The following is a 15,701-nucleotide window of genomic DNA, read 5'->3' as shown; positions in this document are numbered from 1 at the left end:
CGGTCACGAGGGCGCGGGGTACAGCTAGCCGGTCATGATCTCCCGGTACTTGGCGAGGTTGTGCCGGGCGTCGGCCAGCGCGTCGTGCGCGTCCGACGGTGCCGCGGGCAGGTGGGGCCTGCCCCGCTCGTCCCACAGCTGCTTGAGCTCGCGGGTGTACCGCGGCATGGCCCGCGGCAGCGCCGTCATCGGGCCCCAGAGCTGGCAGAGCGCCACATGGTCGTACGCGGCCACCCAGGCCCACAGCTCGATGTCGCCCGGGCCGGCGGTGAGGAAGTCCAGCACCCCGTCGCGGATGGCGGCGCGCGATCGCCAGCTCCTGCTCGCCGGCGGCGGCAACTTCGGGAGCACGTTCGCGCGCACCCAGGGCCCCGCGGCCTCGGGATCGAACTCGGTCGAGACGGCGTAGAACTCGCGCCCGTCCTCCGCGACGATGCCGATCGAGACCAGGTCTATGACTCTGCCGTCTTCAATGAATTCCAGGTCATAGAAGTAGCGCATGGGCAGTCAGGCTACGCGGCGCCGGCCTCGCGCTCCTCGCCCGGGACGACCACGCCGTCCTTGACGTCCTGCGCGTAGACGTCGACGTACGCCTGGCCGGAGAGCTTCATCAGCTCGTACATGACCTCGTCGGTGATGGCTCGCTCGATGAACCGGTTCCCGGACATCCCCTCGAACCGGGAGAAGTCGAGCGGCTCGCCGATGCGGACCTGCACCTTCGCCGGGCGCGGCACGGTGGTGCCGGGCGGGTTGAACTTCTCGGTGCCGACCATCGCCACCGGGATGATCGGCACGCCGGTCTCCAGCGCCATCCGCGCCATGCCGGTCTTGCCCTTGTAGAGCCGCCCGTCGGGGCTGCGGGTGCCCTCGGGGTACAGGCCGAGGAGCCGCCCGTCCTCGAGGGCGCCGACCCCCGCGGCGAGCGCGTCCTGCGCGGCGCTCGCGCTGCCGCGCTTGATCGGGATGCAGCCGACGGAGGAGACGAACCACTTCTTGAAGGCGCCCTTGAGGCCCTTCCCGGTGAAGTACTCGTTCTTCGCGAGGAACGTGATGCGCCGCGGCACCATGAGCGGCAGGAAGAACGAGTCCGCCATCGCGAGGTGGTTACTGGCGAGGATCGCCGCGCCGTCCTTCGGCAGGTTCTCGACGCCGACGACGCGCGGGCGCGCCAAGAGACGCAGTACCGGTCCGATCAGGACCCACTTGCAGACCATCCACCACATGTCGCCCAGCTCTCGATTCACGATCCGACGTGCTGCGTCTCACTCTACCGACGACGCATCCCGCCCGCCGGGCGATCAGGCCCGCACCGCGTCCCGCGCGAGCGCCGCGGCGCCGAGCATCCCGGCGCGCTCGCCCAGCTCGGTGGCGCGGATGCGGGCCTTGCGGCGATACTTCCCACCGGTGAGCTGCTGCGCGTACTGGTCCCGGGCGTCGTCGAGGAACAGGCGCGACGAGGCGCCGACGCCGCCGGACAGGATGATCAGGTCCGGGTCGAAGACGTCGCTGACCATCGCCAGGCCCACGCCCAGCCAGCGGGCCAGCTCCCCCACTGCCTCCTGCGCCACGGGGTCGCCGGCCTCGGCGGCGGCGGCCACCTTGCGCCCCGTCAGCGAGCCCGGATCGTCGGCGAGCTCCCGCGCGAGGAGCACGCCGTGCGAGCCCTTCGGCCCCATCAGGTCGATCGCGGTCTCCACCAGGGCGGTGCCGCTGCAGTACCGCTCCCAGCACCCCCGCTTACCGCAGTCGCACGGCCGACCGTCGGGCACCACCTGCAGGTGGCCCAGCTCCGGCGCGACGCCGTAGGCACCCCGGTAGAGCCGCCCGTCGATGAGCAGGCCCGCGCCGATGCCGGTGCCGAGCGCGAGCACGCAGGTGACCTTCGACTGCCGCGCCGGGCCGTGGACGAACTCGGCCCACGCGGCGGAGTTCGCGTCGTGCTCCATGATCACCGGCAGGCCGATCCGCTTCGCCATCTCGGCGGGCACCGCGGCGTCGCGCCACGGCAGGTGCGGCGCGAACGAGACGTACTGCCGGCTCGGGTCGAGGAAGCCCGCGACGGCGAGGCCGACGGCCCGCACGTCGTGCTCGACGCACAGTTCCTGCACCACGCGGTCGAGGCAGCGCTCGAGCGCGGCGGCACTGCGCGGCGTCTCCGCCCGGGCGGTGTCGACGACGGTGCCGTCGTCCGTCACGACGGCCGCGCGGACCGAGGTTCCGCCGATGTCGATGCCGATCGTCAGCGTCATCGCCGCTCGTCCTCCCCGGGGTCCGCGAGCCGGATGTCGATGCGTTCGTACCCCCCGGCCTGCGCCGGCGGTGCGGAATCCGGGTCGGCGACGTCCCGGGAGTCCGCCGCGGCGGACTCGGCCGGGTCCGCGGGGTTCACGGTGGCGAGGTAGTCGGCGGCGACGGCCGCCGCGGCGGTCCGGGCGCTGCCCAGCAGCTCCTCGGCGAGCCGGAGGAGATCGGCCAGCACCTCGTCGGCGAAGTGCCCCAAGGACTTCGAGGCCTCGGCGGCGAAGGGCTCGAGATTCCGGGCGACGGCGCCGCCGAGGGCGCACAGCCGGCACGCGCCGGGGTCGCCCTCGCGATGCGCCGAATGCTCGGCGAGGGCCGCGGCGATCCAGGGACGGGCGGTCTCGAACAGGCGCGCCGCGGAGGCGAGGAACTCCTCGGAGGGGTCGGGGGTGGGGTCAGCCACCGGGCCACACCTCCGGATCGGGAACGAAGCCCACGCGCAGCTCCCCTTCCTCGTAGGTGGCGCCTGCCACGACGCAGCGGCGCAGCACCGACGGTAGCCGGATCCGGCGCCGCACACCCTGGGCTTCGACGACGACGTCCTCCTCGACCCGGCCGAGCCCGATCGTCGTCGGGTCCACGAGCGGCAGCGCGACCGACCATTCGTACCGCGCGTCGAGGCCGGCGCCGCCCGTCGGGCGTACTTCGGGGGCGGGCACGCTCACGGGCTCCGCGTCGAGGATCGCGTCCGCGTCCCAGGCCAGCGCCACCGCGGCGGCGGCGGACTGCACCGGATCGGCCGCCTCGGCGGCCTCGATGACCGGGCGCTCGAGCACCGTCGACACCTGGGCGAGCACCTCCCGCGCATCGTCCTGCCCGGCGACCCGCGTCCGCACCAGCCGCACCGCCGGGTGGGGCAGGTCGAGCGCGAACCGGCCGTCGACGTCGATCATCCGGTTGAGCACCAGCGCCACCGGGCGCAGCCCCAGTACCTCGAGCGCGGCGAGCTCCTCCCGCGCCCGTGCGGCGCGGCCGGCATCACCGGTGACCACGTGCACCAGCTCGAGGGCCGCGCGGTCGGCGACGAACGCGGACAGCCGGTCCGCGAGCCCCGCGACCGGCTCGGCGAGGAGCAGCGCGGCGAGGGAACCCGCGGCCGGACCGGCGGCCGGCCCGGAGAGCCGCACGTGCCGCGGCCAGACCCGCTCGAGGTATGCCGCCAGCGACGCCGGAGCGGTGAGCAGGGAGACGAGGCCGTCGAAGGCGGGCCCGTCGACGACGACGGTGCGGTAGGCGCCCGACTCGACGTGCCCGACGATCGCGCGGAGCACGAGGACGTGTTCGGCGTCGGCGAGGCCCGTCAGCTCGGGTGGTTCCAGCGCGAAGGGATCGAAGCCCGCGCCCCCCGGGTCGGCGGCGCCGCCGGCCAGGCCGCGACCGGCGCGGACGGTGGCGGACAGGCCCTCCCACCACTGCGCGAGCAGCTCGACGGGGTTGAGGTGCACGTGGTCGAAAGGCCCGGTCCCGTCGGCCAGGAGCGGGTCGACCGCCCTCCCGACGGTGACGAGCAGCGTGCGTCCGCGCCCGGCGGCGCGGCCCGCGAGCGCGGTGGCCAGCGTGGTCCGGCCCGCTCCCCCGGCGCCGGACACCAACAGCAGGCGGGTCGCGGCGCCCTCCCCGGACATCAGGCTCCGGCCGCCGACTCGCCCTCGACGTGGCGCTTGAGCTCCTTGAGGGCGGTGTCGGTGATCGCCTTCTCCGCCTTGCGCCGGAGCCTGCCGAGCATCGGGATCTGCAGCGTCACCTCGAGCGTGTAGGTGACGGTGGTGCCGGCACCGTCGGCGCTGGGCGTCAGGTCGTACCGGCCGTGCTGGCTGCTCTGCAGCGTGCTCGACGCGAGATCCCACTCGACGGACCGGCCGCCGGGCGCCCAGCGGTACTCGAGTTCGTAGGTGTCGTGGAGGAAGCCCTCCTCCAGCACGAAGCGCACGCGCCGGGGCAGCCCATCGGCCGTGGTCTCGAGGACGGTGACCGCGCGCGCCGCGGAGACCCACTCGGGGTAACGGTCGAACGCGGAGATCGCGGCCATGATCCGCTCCGGCGGCGCCGCGATGACGATGGATTCGCGGGTGCGCTCCGCGTCAGACACGCTCCACCTCCCCGGCAGCGGGCCCACCCAGGACGCGGCCGTCCTCCGCCGTGAACTTCACGTCGAACATGACGTCGTGCCCGCGGACCCGGCGCGCGCGCACGTCGGCGACGATCTGTTCGGGGGTCATGGGCGCCGACGGCTCGGCGTGCAGGAAGTAGTGGAGCAGGCTCCCGTCGAGATGCGGCTCGATCCAGAACTCCGAGGTCCCGGCGACGGCGCCGTCGACCCTCCACCGGATCCCCTTCTCGCCCCGGTCCTCGGTGACGGTCAGTCGCAGGTCGGGGAACCAGCCGCGCCACCGCTGCGCGCCCGCCATCGCGGCGGCCACGGCACTCGGGTGGGCGGCGACGAAGGCGACGTCGGCCACTTGGATGGTGCTCACCCCCTAAGCTTCACACATCAGGCCCCGAGGCGGACGGTGCCGGGTGCGATCGGGCGCGGAACGCGCCTTGAGCAGCGGTGTAAGGTTCACCACAAGACCACCGATTTGCGACCCGGAGGATTTGTGCGCGAGATCAGCGTTCCCGCCAACTACACCATCGACCCCTCGGCCTCCACGGTCGACGTCGTCTTCGATGTGGCCCGCACGGACCCGGACAGCGTCCGGATCAAGCGCCTCGTCGGGGGTACCTGGGAACCGGTGACCTCCAAGCAGTACGCGCAGGAGATCCTCGGCGTCGCCAAGGGGCTCGTGGCGCAGGGCGTCGCGCCCGGCGACCGCGTCGCGCTGGTGTCCTCCACCCGCTACGAGTGGCCGCTCATCGACTTCGCCATCTGGGCCGTCGGCGCCGTCACCGTCCCCGTCTACGAGACCAGCTCGTCGGGCCAGATCGACTGGATCCTCGAGGATTCCGGCGCCGTACTGATGATCATCGAGGGCCCGAAGCAGGCCGCCGAGGTCGCCGAGCTGAAGGACCTGCGCTCGGTGCAGCGGGTCCTGCAGATCGAGCCGGCGGACGGCGAGAAGGGCGCGGTCGAGACGCTCACCGCGGAGGGTGCTGACGTCACGGACGAGCAGGTCCACGCCGGCCGCGCCGGCGTGAAGGCCGACGACCTCGCGACGCTGATCTACACCTCGGGCACGACGGGCCGCCCCAAGGGTTGCGAGCTCATGCACTCGAACCTCATGAGCGAGGCCGACGCCATCCTCGCCTCGCCCTTCGGCGAGGCCATCCGCGGCGGCTCGACCGTGATGTTCCTGCCGCTGGCACACGTGCTGGCCCGCGCCGTGAACATCGCCTGCTTCAAGGGCGGCGCGGTCGTCGGCCACTTCCACGACACCAAGAACCTGGTGCCGCAGTTCTCGATCTTCAAGCCCACGCTGATCCTGTCGGTGCCGCGCGTCTTCGAGAAGGTCTTCGCCTCCGCGCAGCAGAGCGCCGTCGACGGTGGCAAGGGCAAGATCTTCGACGCCGCCGTGCGGACGGCGATCGAATACAGCCAGGCCAAGGACGCCGGCGGCGCCGGCCTGCTCCTCAAGGCCAAGCACACGCTGTTCGACAAGCTGGTCTACGGCAAGCTCAAGGCCGCCCTCGGCGGGAACTGCAAGGTCGCCATCTCGGGCGGCGCGCCCCTCGGCGCACGCCTCGGCCACTTCTTCCGCGGCGTCGGCATCACGGTCATGGAGGGCTACGGCCTCACCGAGACCACCGCGGCCATCACCGTGAACGTCGAGGGCGCGCAGAAGATCGGCACCGTCGGCCGCCCCCTGGCGGGGCAGGCCGCGAAGATCGCCGAGGACGGCGAGATCCTGCTCAAGGGTTCGGTCGTCTTCCGCGGTTACTGGCGCAACGAGGAGGCCACCAAGGCGGCCCTCGAGGACGGTTGGTTCCGCACGGGCGACCTGGGCTCGATCGACGACGACGGCTTCCTGTCGATCACCGGCCGCAAGAAGGAACTCATCGTCACGGCGGGCGGTAAGAACGTCTCCCCCGCCGGCCTCGAGGACGCCCTGCGCAGTAATCCGCTGATCTCGCAGGCCATGGTCGTCGGCGATGCGCAGCCCTTCATCGCCGCGCTGGTCACGATCGATCCGGAGGCCTTCCCGCAGTGGAAGTCCGCGAACGGCAAGCCGGCGTCGGCCACTGTCTCCGACCTCCGCAACGACCCCGACCTGCTGGCCGAGGTCAACAAGGCCGTGGCGGTCGCGAACGAGACGGTCTCCAACGCCGAGGCCATCAAGAAGGTCCGCATCCTGCCCGAGGACTTCTCCGAGGAGACCGGCGAGATGACGCCGACGATGAAGGTCAAGCGGAACGTCGTCTCGCAGAAGTACGCCGACGACATCGCCGAGCTCTACGCCAAGTAGGCCTCCAGCACGGAGCCACGGCCGGCGGGTCAGTACGGGTTGAGCAGCGTCTGCAGGCGGTGGCCTAGCCGCCGCCAGTCGAAGTGCTCGGCCACGAGCGCCCGCCCGCGGGCGCCCATCGCCGCGGCGCGGTCGGGGTCGGCGAGAAGTCCCGCGACGGAGTCCGCGACCGCCTCGACGTCGCGGCCCGGCACGACGTGGCCCGACTCGCCCTCCCACACGGTCTCGGGCGCACCTCCGGAATCGCCTGCCACCACCGGCTTCCCCGTCGCGGACGCCTCGAGGAAGACGATGCCGAGGCCCTCGACGTCCAGGCCCGCGCCGCGCGTGCGGCACGGCATGGCGAAGACGTCGCCGACGTTGTGGTGCGCCGCGAGCTCGTCGAACGGGACGGAGCCGGTGAAGATCACCTCCTCGTCGACGCCGGTCCGTCGCGCGAGTTCGTGCAGCGTCTCGGCGTAGGGGCCGCCGCCCACGATCACCAGCCTGGCGCCGGGCACCCGGGCCCGGATGCGCGGCAGGGCGCGGATCAGCACGTCCTGCCCCTTCCGCGGCACCAGGCGCGACAGGCACAGCACGACGGGCTCGTCGTCCCCGAGGCCGTAGCGGGCGCGCAGGACCGAGCGGGCGGCATCGTCGGGCCGGAAGACGTCGGTGTCGACGCCGGGCGGAAGGTGCTCCAGCGCCGCCCGCGGGCCGAAGGCGGCGGCGAACCGCCCGCGGGTGTACTTGCTCACGTAGGTCGTCACGTCGGTGGTATCGCCGATGCGGCGCAGGCACGCACGCGAGGGCGGGAGCATCGACCAGCCCACCTCGTGCCCGTGCGTGGAGGCGACGGTGTGCAGCGCCCCGGCGTCCTTGAGCGGAGCACCGAGAAGGGCGAGCGGCGCGGCGGCCCCGAACCAGACTGTCTCGATGTCGCGCGCGCGCACCAGATCCCGGGCCCGCGCGTACGCGTCGGGCGTGGGCAGCAGGAGCGTCGTCGGGTGGCGGACGACCTCGAAGGGCTGCGCGGCGTCGTACTCCTCGCTGCCGCGCCAGCGCGAGGCGTACACCACCAGCTCGTCGGCGGGCAGCTGCCGGACGAAGGCCTGGAGGTAGGTCTGGATGCCTCCGGGGCGGGGCGGGAAGTCGTTGGTGACCAGCAGCGTGCGCGGCATGCGTCAACCGTACTGGGCGCCGGCCCCGCCGCCGCTCAGGGGCGCACCGGCTAGTAGCGGACCGCCGCGTTGAACGGGCCCGCCGAGTCGATCGGCACGACCTGCACCGGCACGCCGAAGGTGGAGGCGTGCACGACCTTTCCGTCGCCGACGTACATGCCGACATGTGTGGCGGCGGAGTAGTAGACGATGATGTCGCCCGGCTGCAGCTCGCTGCGGGAGACCTTGCGTCCCCCGTTGAGCTGCGCCTGCGAGGTGCGCGGCAGCGACTTCCCGGACTGCTGATAGGCCCAGACCATGAGCCCGGAGCAGTCGAACTGGCCGGGGCCGGAACCGCCCCAGGCGTAGGGGCTGCCGACCCGGGTGAGCGCGGCGCGCACGGCGCCGAGCTCGGCGGTGCTCCCCGGCGGCACCTTACTGGGATCGAAGGGGGTGGGCGGACCGATGAGGGTCTGGCGCTGGGCCCCGCTGAGCCGGTCGTAGATCGCCTTGATCCGGGTGATCTCCTGCGCCAGCCGCGACTTCTTCTGCTTGAGGTCGGTGGCCTTGCGCTCCGCCTCGGCGCGGGTGTCCTCGGCGGACTTCGCGGCCTCGGCGGCGCGGGTCGCCGCGGAGTCCGCGGCGGCCTTCGACTTCTTGTAGGCGTCGACGGTGGCGACGACGTCCCGGTTGACGAAGTCGAGGGTCGACATCTGGTCGAGCATCTGCTGCGGCGAATCGCTGACCAGCAGCGCGTAGGTGCGGTTGGTGCGCGAGCCCTTGTAGTTCGCGACGACCACCGCGTCGATCTGCGGCTGCAGCGCGGCCTTTCGAGCCTGCACCGCATCGACCTCACGCTTCGCCGCCGCGAGCGTGCCGTCCGCCACGCGCTTGGCGGCGGTGGCCTTGTCGGCGTCCTCCTGCGCGGCCTTCGCGGCCTCGTTGGTCCCGGAGGCCTGCTCGGAGAGCTCCTCGTACTGCTTGAGCGCGGCATCGGCCGTGTCGGGATCCGCGGCCGCGCTGCCGGTGACGGCGAGCCCCGCCGCCAGAGCGACAACAGCGGATGCGGCGGAACCCCGCAGCAGGAGCGAGCGGGAGGGGGAGGTCGATGACACGGCCGAGCAGGTCCTTCCAAGCTGGAGCACGATTGCAAACGCAATCACTGCCAGGTTACGTCAGTAGCGACGAGCGGAGTAGACCGACATCTCGTTGAGCGGGCTCACCTTGACCGGGATTCCGTAGTTCACCGAGTGCACGACCTTGCCGTTGCCGATGTACAACGCCGCATGGCTGCCGCCGTTGTAGATGACGATGTCGCCGGCCTGCAGGTCCGAGATCGGGACCGAGCGGCCGCCGCCGAGCTGGCCGTAGCTGTCGCGCGGGACGGTGATGCCCGCCTGCTTCATGGACCAGTAGATGAGGCCCGAGCAATCGAAGGCGTTGGGGCCGGCGGAGCCGTACGAGTAGGGCAGGCCGGTGCGCGACAGCGCAGCCTGCACGACCTTGGCCTTCGCGCCGCCCGGCTGGGTGCCGGCGACGGCGGTGACGCCCGGCTTCGGGGCGATCGCGACGCCACTGACCACGTTGGGCCGGGCGGCGGTGTTGCTGGTGGCGACGTTCGGCGCCGGCTTCGCGGCGGGCCGCACGCCCGGTGCGGGGGCCGGGCGAACGCCCGGCGCGGGGGCGGGGTTCACGCCCGGCGCGGGGGCGGGGTTCGCCTGTGGCGCGACCGGCGCCGGCGCCGGCGCCGCGAAGGCGGCGGTGGGGACCGCGAGCGTACCGATGGTCACGGCGCTCGCTGCAAGTGCACCGCGGGCGACGGTGGCACCCTTGCTGGGCTGCGGCTGAAGCCGGTGTTTCGCCACGAAGCGATTCTCCTAAGTTCTTCCCGACCGCCGACCGAGTTAGCTGACGGGTTCGGGCGAGGAAGATGCCCTACCCCGGAGGTCGAGACCTCCGGCGATTCACCCCGGATAACACGTACGGGTCCCCGGCGAGGCCTGCGGCCTCTTAGGCGGTGACCTCGGGAGACGGGGCGGATTTCGCTCCTGGCTCCTCCACAAGGTCTCGGAAAGATTACGAAATGGAAACGCGCCTGTCTAGCCGGACGCGCCGGGGAGTCACCCCGAGACCCCCCGGAGCCCCACCCTATCCGGCGCGTTTCGCCTGGTCAGGGACCACCCTGAGACGCGGCAACATCCCCTCGTTCGCGAATGCGGCAATCGCGTCATTCAGGCCGGGTACCGCCGTGACCGGCGGGCCGAGAAGGAACCCCACGGAGCAGTCGCCGCAGGCGCGGGGCTTGCCGGGGCAGGTGGAGCAGTCGACGTGCAGCGTCATGGCGGTATCCCTGTCGTTGTGGGTCTCGATGCCGACGACGCTAACCGCGCGCACCGACAACTTTCGCGCGCGCGTTCGGACGGCGAAAACCTGTCGGTGGGGTGTTCTACCGTCGGCCCATGCAGCTGCGCCTGGACGATTGCGAGGGAGGCACCCTCGACCCGCTCCTGCGGGACGTGACCTTCGTCGTGGTCGACCTGGAGACCACCGGTGGCTCCCCCCAGGGTGGGGACGCGATCACCGAGATCGGCGCGGTCAAGGTGCGCGGCGGCGAGGTCCTGGGTGAGTTCGCGACGCTCGTCGACCCCGGCTGCGGGATCTCCCCGCACATCACCCACCTCACCGGCATCACGACGGCGATGGTCACCGGCGCCCCACGGATCGAATCCGTACTCCCCTCCTTCCTCGAATTCGCCCACGGCGCCGTCCTGGTCGCGCACAACGCCCGGTTCGACCTCGGCTTCCTCAAGGCCGCCGCGGTCACCACCGGCACCCCCTGGCCGAAACCCGCATCACTGTGCACGGTCCAGCTCGCACGCCGGGTGCTCACGCGGGACGAGGCGCCGTCGGTCAAGCTCAGCGAGCTCGCGCGCCTCTTCCGCACCGAGACCACGCCCAATCACCGCGCGCTCGACGACGCGCGGGCCACCGTCGAGGTGCTGCACGGGCTGATCGGCCGCGTGGGCAACCTGGGCATCCACACGCTCGGGGAGCTGCGCGGGCACCTTCCGTCCGTGACGCCGCAGCAGCGGGCCAAGCGCCACCTCGCCGATCCGCTGCCGGAGCGCCCGGGCGTCTACCTGTTCCGCGGCCCGGGTAACGAGGTGCTCTACGTGGGCACGTCCGGAAACCTCCGGCGCCGGGTGCGCAGCTACTTCACCTCGGGCGAGACGCGGGGGCGGATCAAGGAGATGGTGGGTCTCGCGGAGCGGGTGGACCACGTGGAATGCGCACACGCGCTGGAGGCGGCCGCGCGGGAGCTTCGCCTGATCGCCGCGCACACTCCCCCGTACAACCGCCGGTCGAAATACCCCAAGCGCGGCTGGTGGATCTGCCTCACCGCCGAGGCCTTCCCCCGGCTCGCGGTGAAGCGCTCCGCGCCGGCGGGGGCCGCATGCATCGGGCCGGTGCGCTCCCGGGCCGACGCGGCCGATCTCGCGGAGTTGCTGGCCGAGGCGTGCGGCCTCCGCACCTGCACCACCCGGCTGCCTGCCGGGGCACTCCACTCCTGCGCCCTCGGGCCCGACGGCGCGCTTCCCCTCGGCGGGTGCCGGGCGTCCGTCGCAGTACCCGAGCCGGCGGCGCTGTACCGGCCGCGGGCCGACCGGGCGGCCGCGGCCCTCACCGGACGCTCGTCGGAGGTCTTCGCCGCCCTGGAGGCGCGCCTGGCGGACCTCGGGGAGCGGGAGCTCTTCGAGTCGGCGGCCCGGCTGCGCGACCGCGCCGCCCGGCTCGTCGACGCCGTGACCCGCTCGCACGCGCTGGTCGCCTTCGCGGACGTCCCCGAACTGTCGATCGCCCACCCCGACGGCGCCGGCGGCTGGGAGCTCTCGATCGTGCGCCACGGCCGGCTCGCCGCGGCGGGCGTCGCTCCGCGCGGCGTGCCGCCGATGCCCGTCTTCGACCGGTTGCGCGCGGGCGCCGAGTCCGTCTACGAGGCAGGCGGAGACGCCTTCTCCGCGCCGGACGTGCCCGACGCCCTGTTCCCCGCCGACACCCTGCACGGAGCGAGCCCCGAGGAGGCCTCCCTCCTGCGCCGCTGGGCGCTGCGGCCGGGCACCCGCATCGTGGACGTGCAGGGGATGTGGGGCGAGCCGCTGGCGGGCGCGGGGCGGTGGCTCGAGTGGGCCGAACGCGCCTTCGAGGCGGGCCGCGACGCCCGCGCGGCGGCGGCGCATCCGCGCGGGCCCGCCAGGCAATACAGTGAGGAGGCCACGCACGCCGCGTGAGCCTCAGCGCCGGATCGACCGAAAGGCCGCGTACGTGATCACCGCGATCGTCCTCATCAACGCCGACGTGCACCGCATCCCCGAGACCGCACAGGCCGTCGCGAACATCGAGGGCGTCACCGAGGTGTACTCCTGCGCCGGCGACATCGACCTCATCGCCAAGGTGCGCGTGCGCGAGCACGCGGCGATCGCCGAGGTCGTCACGGAGAACATCAACCGCATCGACGGCGTCGCGAGCACGTCCACCCACATCGCCTTCCGCGAGTACTCCTCGGCCGACGTCGACGCGGGCTTCGACATCGGCAACTGACGGCGACGCGCCGCCGGGCGCGGTCAGTAGCCGCTGTGACTGACCTCCGCGGCCGCGACCTCGATGCCGAAGTCGAGCGCCTGCTGCACGATCTTCTGGGCGCGGGCGAGGCGGGGTAGGTCCGAGCCGTCGGTGATCTTGCCGCCCGACTTCTCGAAGGCGTCGATGAAGCCGTGCGCCCACGCCACGTCCGACTCGCTCGGGCTGAGGCCGGTGTTGATGACGCCGGCGTGCTCCGGAGTCAGGCACAGCTTGCCGGACATGCCCATCTCCTTCGCCAGGGCCGTCCCGGTGGGCAGGTGCGCGATGTTCAACGTCGGGCCGTCGATGGGCGCGGGCAGCCGCGCCGCCCGCGACGCGATCACCAGCTGCGACCGCGCGTAGGCCAGGGCGATCGGGTCCTCGCCGACGGCGGTATCCCGCTTGAAGTCGCCTGTTCCGAAAGCGATCCGAAAGGTCGACGGGGCGGCCGCGATCCGCTCGACGTTCTGCATCCCCCGGGCGGTCTCGACGAGCGCGAGGATCGGCGTACCGTCGGGCAGCCGGTCCGCGGTGTCGTCAAGGTGGCTCGATCCCTCGGACTTCGCGAGCATCACGCCCTCGAGCCCGGCGCACTGCTTGAGCGCGGCGCAGTCGGCGCTCCAGTACTCGCTGGCCGCGTCGTTGATGCGCACCCAGGCGCGGTGGCCGGTCGACAGCCATTCGACGGTGTCCGCCCGCGCCTGATCCTTGTCCTTCGCGGCGACGGCGTCCTCGAGGTCGATGATCACGGCGTCCGCCTCGCTGGCCTGCGCGACGGCGAATGACTCGGGGTGGGAGGCCGGGACGAGCAGCCAGGAACGGGCGATCTGCGGGGAGACGGTGCGCTTACTCACGCCGTCAAGACTAGGCGGGCGGAACGCCGAATTCCACGGAATGGAATTTTGTGCGTTCTGTTCGCGGGCGCCTACTCGCTCACGCGCCCGCGATCTCCTGCGACAGTGCGACCCAGCGATCGAGCAGGGCCGCAGCGGCGCCCGAGTCGACGGCCTCGGCGACGCGCGGCAGATGCGCGGCGAGCGCGTCCTGCACGGACTGCCCCGCGGTCAGCCCCTCGTACGCGGCGACGGCGCCTGCCGAGTTGAGCAGCACCGCGTCGCGGACCGGACCGGTCTCGCCGGCGAGGAACGCCCGAGCGATCGCGGCGTTCACCGCCGCGTCGCCGCCCCGGAGGTCCTCCAGCGCGACCCGGGCCAGGCCGAGCTCGCGGGGGTCGACCGACTCGACCCCGACGCCGTCCTCCTGCACCCGCCAGACGGTGGAGGTGGAAGTGGTGGTGAGCTCGTCGAGACCATCGTCACCGCGCACCACGATGACGTGGTCCTGGCCGCCGCGGTCGGCGAAAGCCTGCGCCACCACCGGGGCGAGGTCGGCGAAAGCGCAGCCGATAAGCCCGGCGGACGGACGGCCCGGGTTGGTGAGGGGGCCGAGCACGTTGAAGACGGTCGGGATCCCGATCTCCTTACGGGTGGCGCCGGCGAAGCGCAGGCCCGAATGGAAGACGGAGGCGAGGCAGAAGCCGATGCCCAACTCCGCGGTGGTGCGGGCGACGCCGTCGGCGTTCAGCCCGATCGCGACGCCCAGCGCCTCCAGACAGTCCGCGCCGCCGGACTTCGACGAGGCGGCCCGGTTGCCGTGCTTGAGCACGGGCACGCCCGCCGCGGCCACGACGATCGAGCTCATCGTGGAGATGTTGACCGAATGCGAGCGGTCGCCGCCGGTGCCGACGATGTCGACGGCCCGGGCATCGAAGGGCACGGGCGTGGTCAGCGAGAGCATCACGTCGGCCAACGCCCGGACCTCCACCGGCGACGGCCCCTTCATCTTCATGGCGACGCCGAACGCGGAGATCTGCGACGGGGTCGCCCCGTCGCTCATGATCTCGGACATCGCCCACCGCGCCTGCTCCGCGCTCAGGCTGCGCTGGGAGGTGAGCTCGGTGAGAACGGTGGGCCAATCCATGGCCACAGCGTAATGGGGTGTTCACGCGGGTAGCTGGAGCACCTGCCACAACACCGCCCGCCCGCCGTGCCGCGCGGCGACGCCCGCCATCCGCGAGCGCTCCTGCGAGACGTGCAGCGCGTCGACCTGCTGCACCCGCGCTACGGCGACGGTCTCGATCCCGGGGAGGTCCGGCGCACCGTCGGCCGCGACCCGCTCGTACCGGTCCTGCCCGACGAGCCGCAGCACCTCGTCGACCTCGCCGGGCGGCAGCTCGAGGACGTGCCGCAGCACGCTCTGGGCCCCGGGATCGAAGCCCGGGGAGGCGTCGAGGACGGACGACGACGCGGCAGCGTCGTCGCCCGACTCGGCCACGGGAACCAAACCGGGGTGCTCGGGCGTTAACTCTTCGACGGTGCGCGTGGAAAGGCGGCCGAACAACCGGCCCAGACGGGTCCGCTGCTCGGGTCTGCCGTTGAGGTCGTAGGGCAAGGTGTGCCTTATCTGCCGATGCCGATCGGGCCGTTGACGTGGTGTTTCGAGTGTACGAGCGGAGGGCGCACAGCCTGCCCGCGACATTTGACGCGCCCAATCTGCGACCCGGGTAGGCATTCGATACTACGACCGGTCATACTTGCGGAGTGACTAGCGCCGCACCGACCTCAGCTACAGCCATCACCCAGCGCGTGCACTCACTCAACCGGCCCAACATGGTCAGCGTCGGGACCATCGTCTGGCTGTCGAGCGAGCTCATGTTCTTCGCCGGGCTCTTCGCCATGTACTTCGTGGCGCGGGCCGGCGCTGGGGAGAACGGATGGCCCCCCGTCGACACCAACGTCAGCCTGGCCGCAGCGCTGCCGCCGACCATCGTGCTGATCGCCTCGTCGGTCACCTGCCAGATGGGTGTCTTCGCCGCGGAGAAGGGCGACGTCTTCAAGTTCCGCGTCTGGTACACGATCACGCTGGTGATGGGTATCGCGTTCGTGGCGGGTCAGCTCAGCGAGTACAACACCCTGATCGGTGAGGGCCTCACGCTCAGCTCCTCGGTGTACGGCTCGGTGTTCTACATGGCCACCGGCTTCCACGGCCTGCACGTGATCGGCGGCCTCGTGGCCTTCGTCTTCATCCTGGCCCGCAGTCGCGCCTCGAAATTCACGCCCGCCCAGGCGACCTCGGCGATCGTCGTCAGCTACTACTGGCACTTCGTCGACGTGGTGTGGATCGGCCTCTTCGCCGTCATTTACATCATTCGCTAACGACGTTTATCTCAGTCGCCATCACA

18 protein-coding genes and 1 riboswitch are annotated in these 15,701 nt (G+C 72.1%); of the genes, 4 read left to right on the top strand and 14 right to left on the bottom strand.

The features are described 5' to 3' along the window. Positions 1-24 precede the first annotated feature (24 nt). From FK529_RS10870 to FK529_RS10840, 7 genes are all read right to left on the bottom strand, one after another. On the bottom strand, positions 25-501 hold the full coding sequence (locus FK529_RS10870; RefSeq protein ID WP_146560983.1) for a polyadenylate-specific 3'-exoribonuclease AS: 477 nt from the start codon (positions 499-501) through the stop codon (positions 25-27). An 11-nt stretch (positions 502-512) separates the two neighbouring features. Next, a complete protein-coding gene (locus FK529_RS10865) occupies positions 513-1,223 on the bottom strand; it encodes a lysophospholipid acyltransferase family protein (protein ID WP_146561079.1) in 711 nt (236 codons plus the stop codon). 75 nt (positions 1,224-1,298) lie between these two features. Then, entirely contained in the window at positions 1,299-2,249 is a 951-nt protein-coding gene (locus FK529_RS10860; RefSeq protein WP_146560982.1) for an ROK family protein, read from the bottom strand. After that, positions 2,246-2,704, bottom strand: coding sequence for a hypothetical protein (locus FK529_RS10855; protein WP_146560981.1), 459 nt, complete (start codon positions 2,702-2,704; stop codon positions 2,246-2,248). Before FK529_RS10855 ends, FK529_RS10860 begins: the two co-directional genes overlap by 4 nt. Further along, a complete protein-coding gene (locus FK529_RS10850; RefSeq protein ID WP_146560980.1) occupies positions 2,697-3,926 on the bottom strand; it encodes an ArsA family ATPase in 1,230 nt (409 codons plus the stop codon). The genes FK529_RS10855 and FK529_RS10850 overlap by 8 nt, the downstream gene beginning before the upstream one ends. Then, positions 3,926-4,390: an SRPBCC family protein gene (locus FK529_RS10845; protein ID WP_146560979.1), complete on the bottom strand. Its 465-nt coding sequence runs from the start codon at positions 4,388-4,390 to the stop codon at positions 3,926-3,928. Before FK529_RS10845 ends, FK529_RS10850 begins: the two co-directional genes overlap by 1 nt. Then, complete coding sequence (locus tag FK529_RS10840) at positions 4,383-4,775, bottom strand: hypothetical protein (protein ID WP_146560978.1); 393 nt, start codon at positions 4,773-4,775, stop codon at positions 4,383-4,385. Before FK529_RS10840 ends, FK529_RS10845 begins: the two co-directional genes overlap by 8 nt. A 123-nt stretch (positions 4,776-4,898) precedes the next feature. Between FK529_RS10840 and FK529_RS10835 the strand changes: the two genes are divergently transcribed. Further along, positions 4,899-6,701 carry an AMP-dependent synthetase/ligase gene (locus FK529_RS10835; protein WP_146560977.1) on the top strand — a complete coding sequence of 601 codons (1,803 nt, stop codon included), beginning with the start codon at positions 4,899-4,901 and terminating at the stop codon, positions 6,699-6,701. 29 nt (positions 6,702-6,730) lie between these two features. On the opposite strand, the gene FK529_RS10830 is transcribed toward FK529_RS10835, so the two are convergent. The 4 genes from FK529_RS10830 to FK529_RS10815 all read right to left on the bottom strand — a co-directional run bounded on the left by FK529_RS10830 (position 6,731) and on the right by FK529_RS10815 (position 10,180). Further along, on the bottom strand, positions 6,731-7,861 hold the full coding sequence (locus FK529_RS10830) for a glycosyltransferase family 4 protein (protein WP_146560976.1): 1,131 nt from the start codon (positions 7,859-7,861) through the stop codon (positions 6,731-6,733). 50 nt (positions 7,862-7,911) lie between these two features. Then, positions 7,912-8,955, bottom strand: a complete 1,044-nt coding sequence (locus FK529_RS10825) for an NlpC/P60 family protein (RefSeq protein ID WP_146560975.1) — start codon at positions 8,953-8,955, stop codon at positions 7,912-7,914. Between the two features lie 60 nt (positions 8,956-9,015). Then, entirely contained in the window at positions 9,016-9,705 is a 690-nt protein-coding gene (locus tag FK529_RS10820; protein WP_146560974.1) for a C40 family peptidase, read from the bottom strand. A gap of 13 nt (positions 9,706-9,718) precedes the next feature. Beyond that, a riboswitch (cyclic di-AMP (ydaO/yuaA leader) is annotated at positions 9,719-9,867 on the bottom strand. A gap of 121 nt (positions 9,868-9,988) precedes the next feature. Continuing rightward, positions 9,989-10,180: a hypothetical protein gene (locus FK529_RS10815; protein WP_146560973.1), complete on the bottom strand. Its 192-nt coding sequence runs from the start codon at positions 10,178-10,180 to the stop codon at positions 9,989-9,991. A 119-nt stretch (positions 10,181-10,299) separates the two neighbouring features. On the opposite strand from FK529_RS10815, the gene FK529_RS10810 reads away from it, so the two are divergent. Further along, on the top strand, positions 10,300-12,129 hold the full coding sequence (locus FK529_RS10810; RefSeq protein WP_146560972.1) for a DEDD exonuclease domain-containing protein: 1,830 nt from the start codon (positions 10,300-10,302) through the stop codon (positions 12,127-12,129). Between the two features lie 34 nt (positions 12,130-12,163). Then, positions 12,164-12,439 (top strand): Lrp/AsnC family transcriptional regulator, encoded by a 276-nt coding sequence (locus FK529_RS10805; protein WP_146560971.1) that lies wholly within the window; start codon positions 12,164-12,166, stop codon positions 12,437-12,439. A gap of 23 nt (positions 12,440-12,462) precedes the next feature. On the opposite strand, the gene FK529_RS10800 is transcribed toward FK529_RS10805, so the two are convergent. The 3 genes from FK529_RS10800 to FK529_RS10790 all read right to left on the bottom strand — a co-directional run bounded on the left by FK529_RS10800 (position 12,463) and on the right by FK529_RS10790 (position 14,911). Beyond that, positions 12,463-13,314: an HpcH/HpaI aldolase/citrate lyase family protein gene (locus tag FK529_RS10800; protein WP_146560970.1), complete on the bottom strand. Its 852-nt coding sequence runs from the start codon at positions 13,312-13,314 to the stop codon at positions 12,463-12,465. 79 nt (positions 13,315-13,393) lie between these two features. After that, positions 13,394-14,440 (bottom strand): anthranilate phosphoribosyltransferase, encoded by a 1,047-nt coding sequence (gene trpD, locus FK529_RS10795; protein WP_146560969.1) that lies wholly within the window; start codon positions 14,438-14,440, stop codon positions 13,394-13,396. A 21-nt stretch (positions 14,441-14,461) separates the two neighbouring features. Further along, on the bottom strand, positions 14,462-14,911 hold the full coding sequence (locus tag FK529_RS10790) for a hypothetical protein (protein WP_231703029.1): 450 nt from the start codon (positions 14,909-14,911) through the stop codon (positions 14,462-14,464). 149 nt (positions 14,912-15,060) lie between these two features. Here FK529_RS10790 and ctaE point away from each other — a divergent pair, with 149 nt between their 5' ends. Further along, positions 15,061-15,675 (top strand): aa3-type cytochrome oxidase subunit III, encoded by a 615-nt coding sequence (gene ctaE / locus FK529_RS10785; RefSeq protein WP_146560968.1) that lies wholly within the window; start codon positions 15,061-15,063, stop codon positions 15,673-15,675. Positions 15,676-15,701: the final 26 nt, after the last annotated feature.

The sequence above is a fragment of the Tsukamurella asaccharolytica genome (genome assembly GCF_007858435.1).
Lineage (GTDB): Bacteria > Actinomycetota > Actinomycetes > Mycobacteriales > Mycobacteriaceae > Tsukamurella > Tsukamurella asaccharolytica.
The sequence above is the reverse complement of the archived record's forward strand: the minus strand, read 5'-3'. Positions and strand labels throughout refer to the sequence as shown.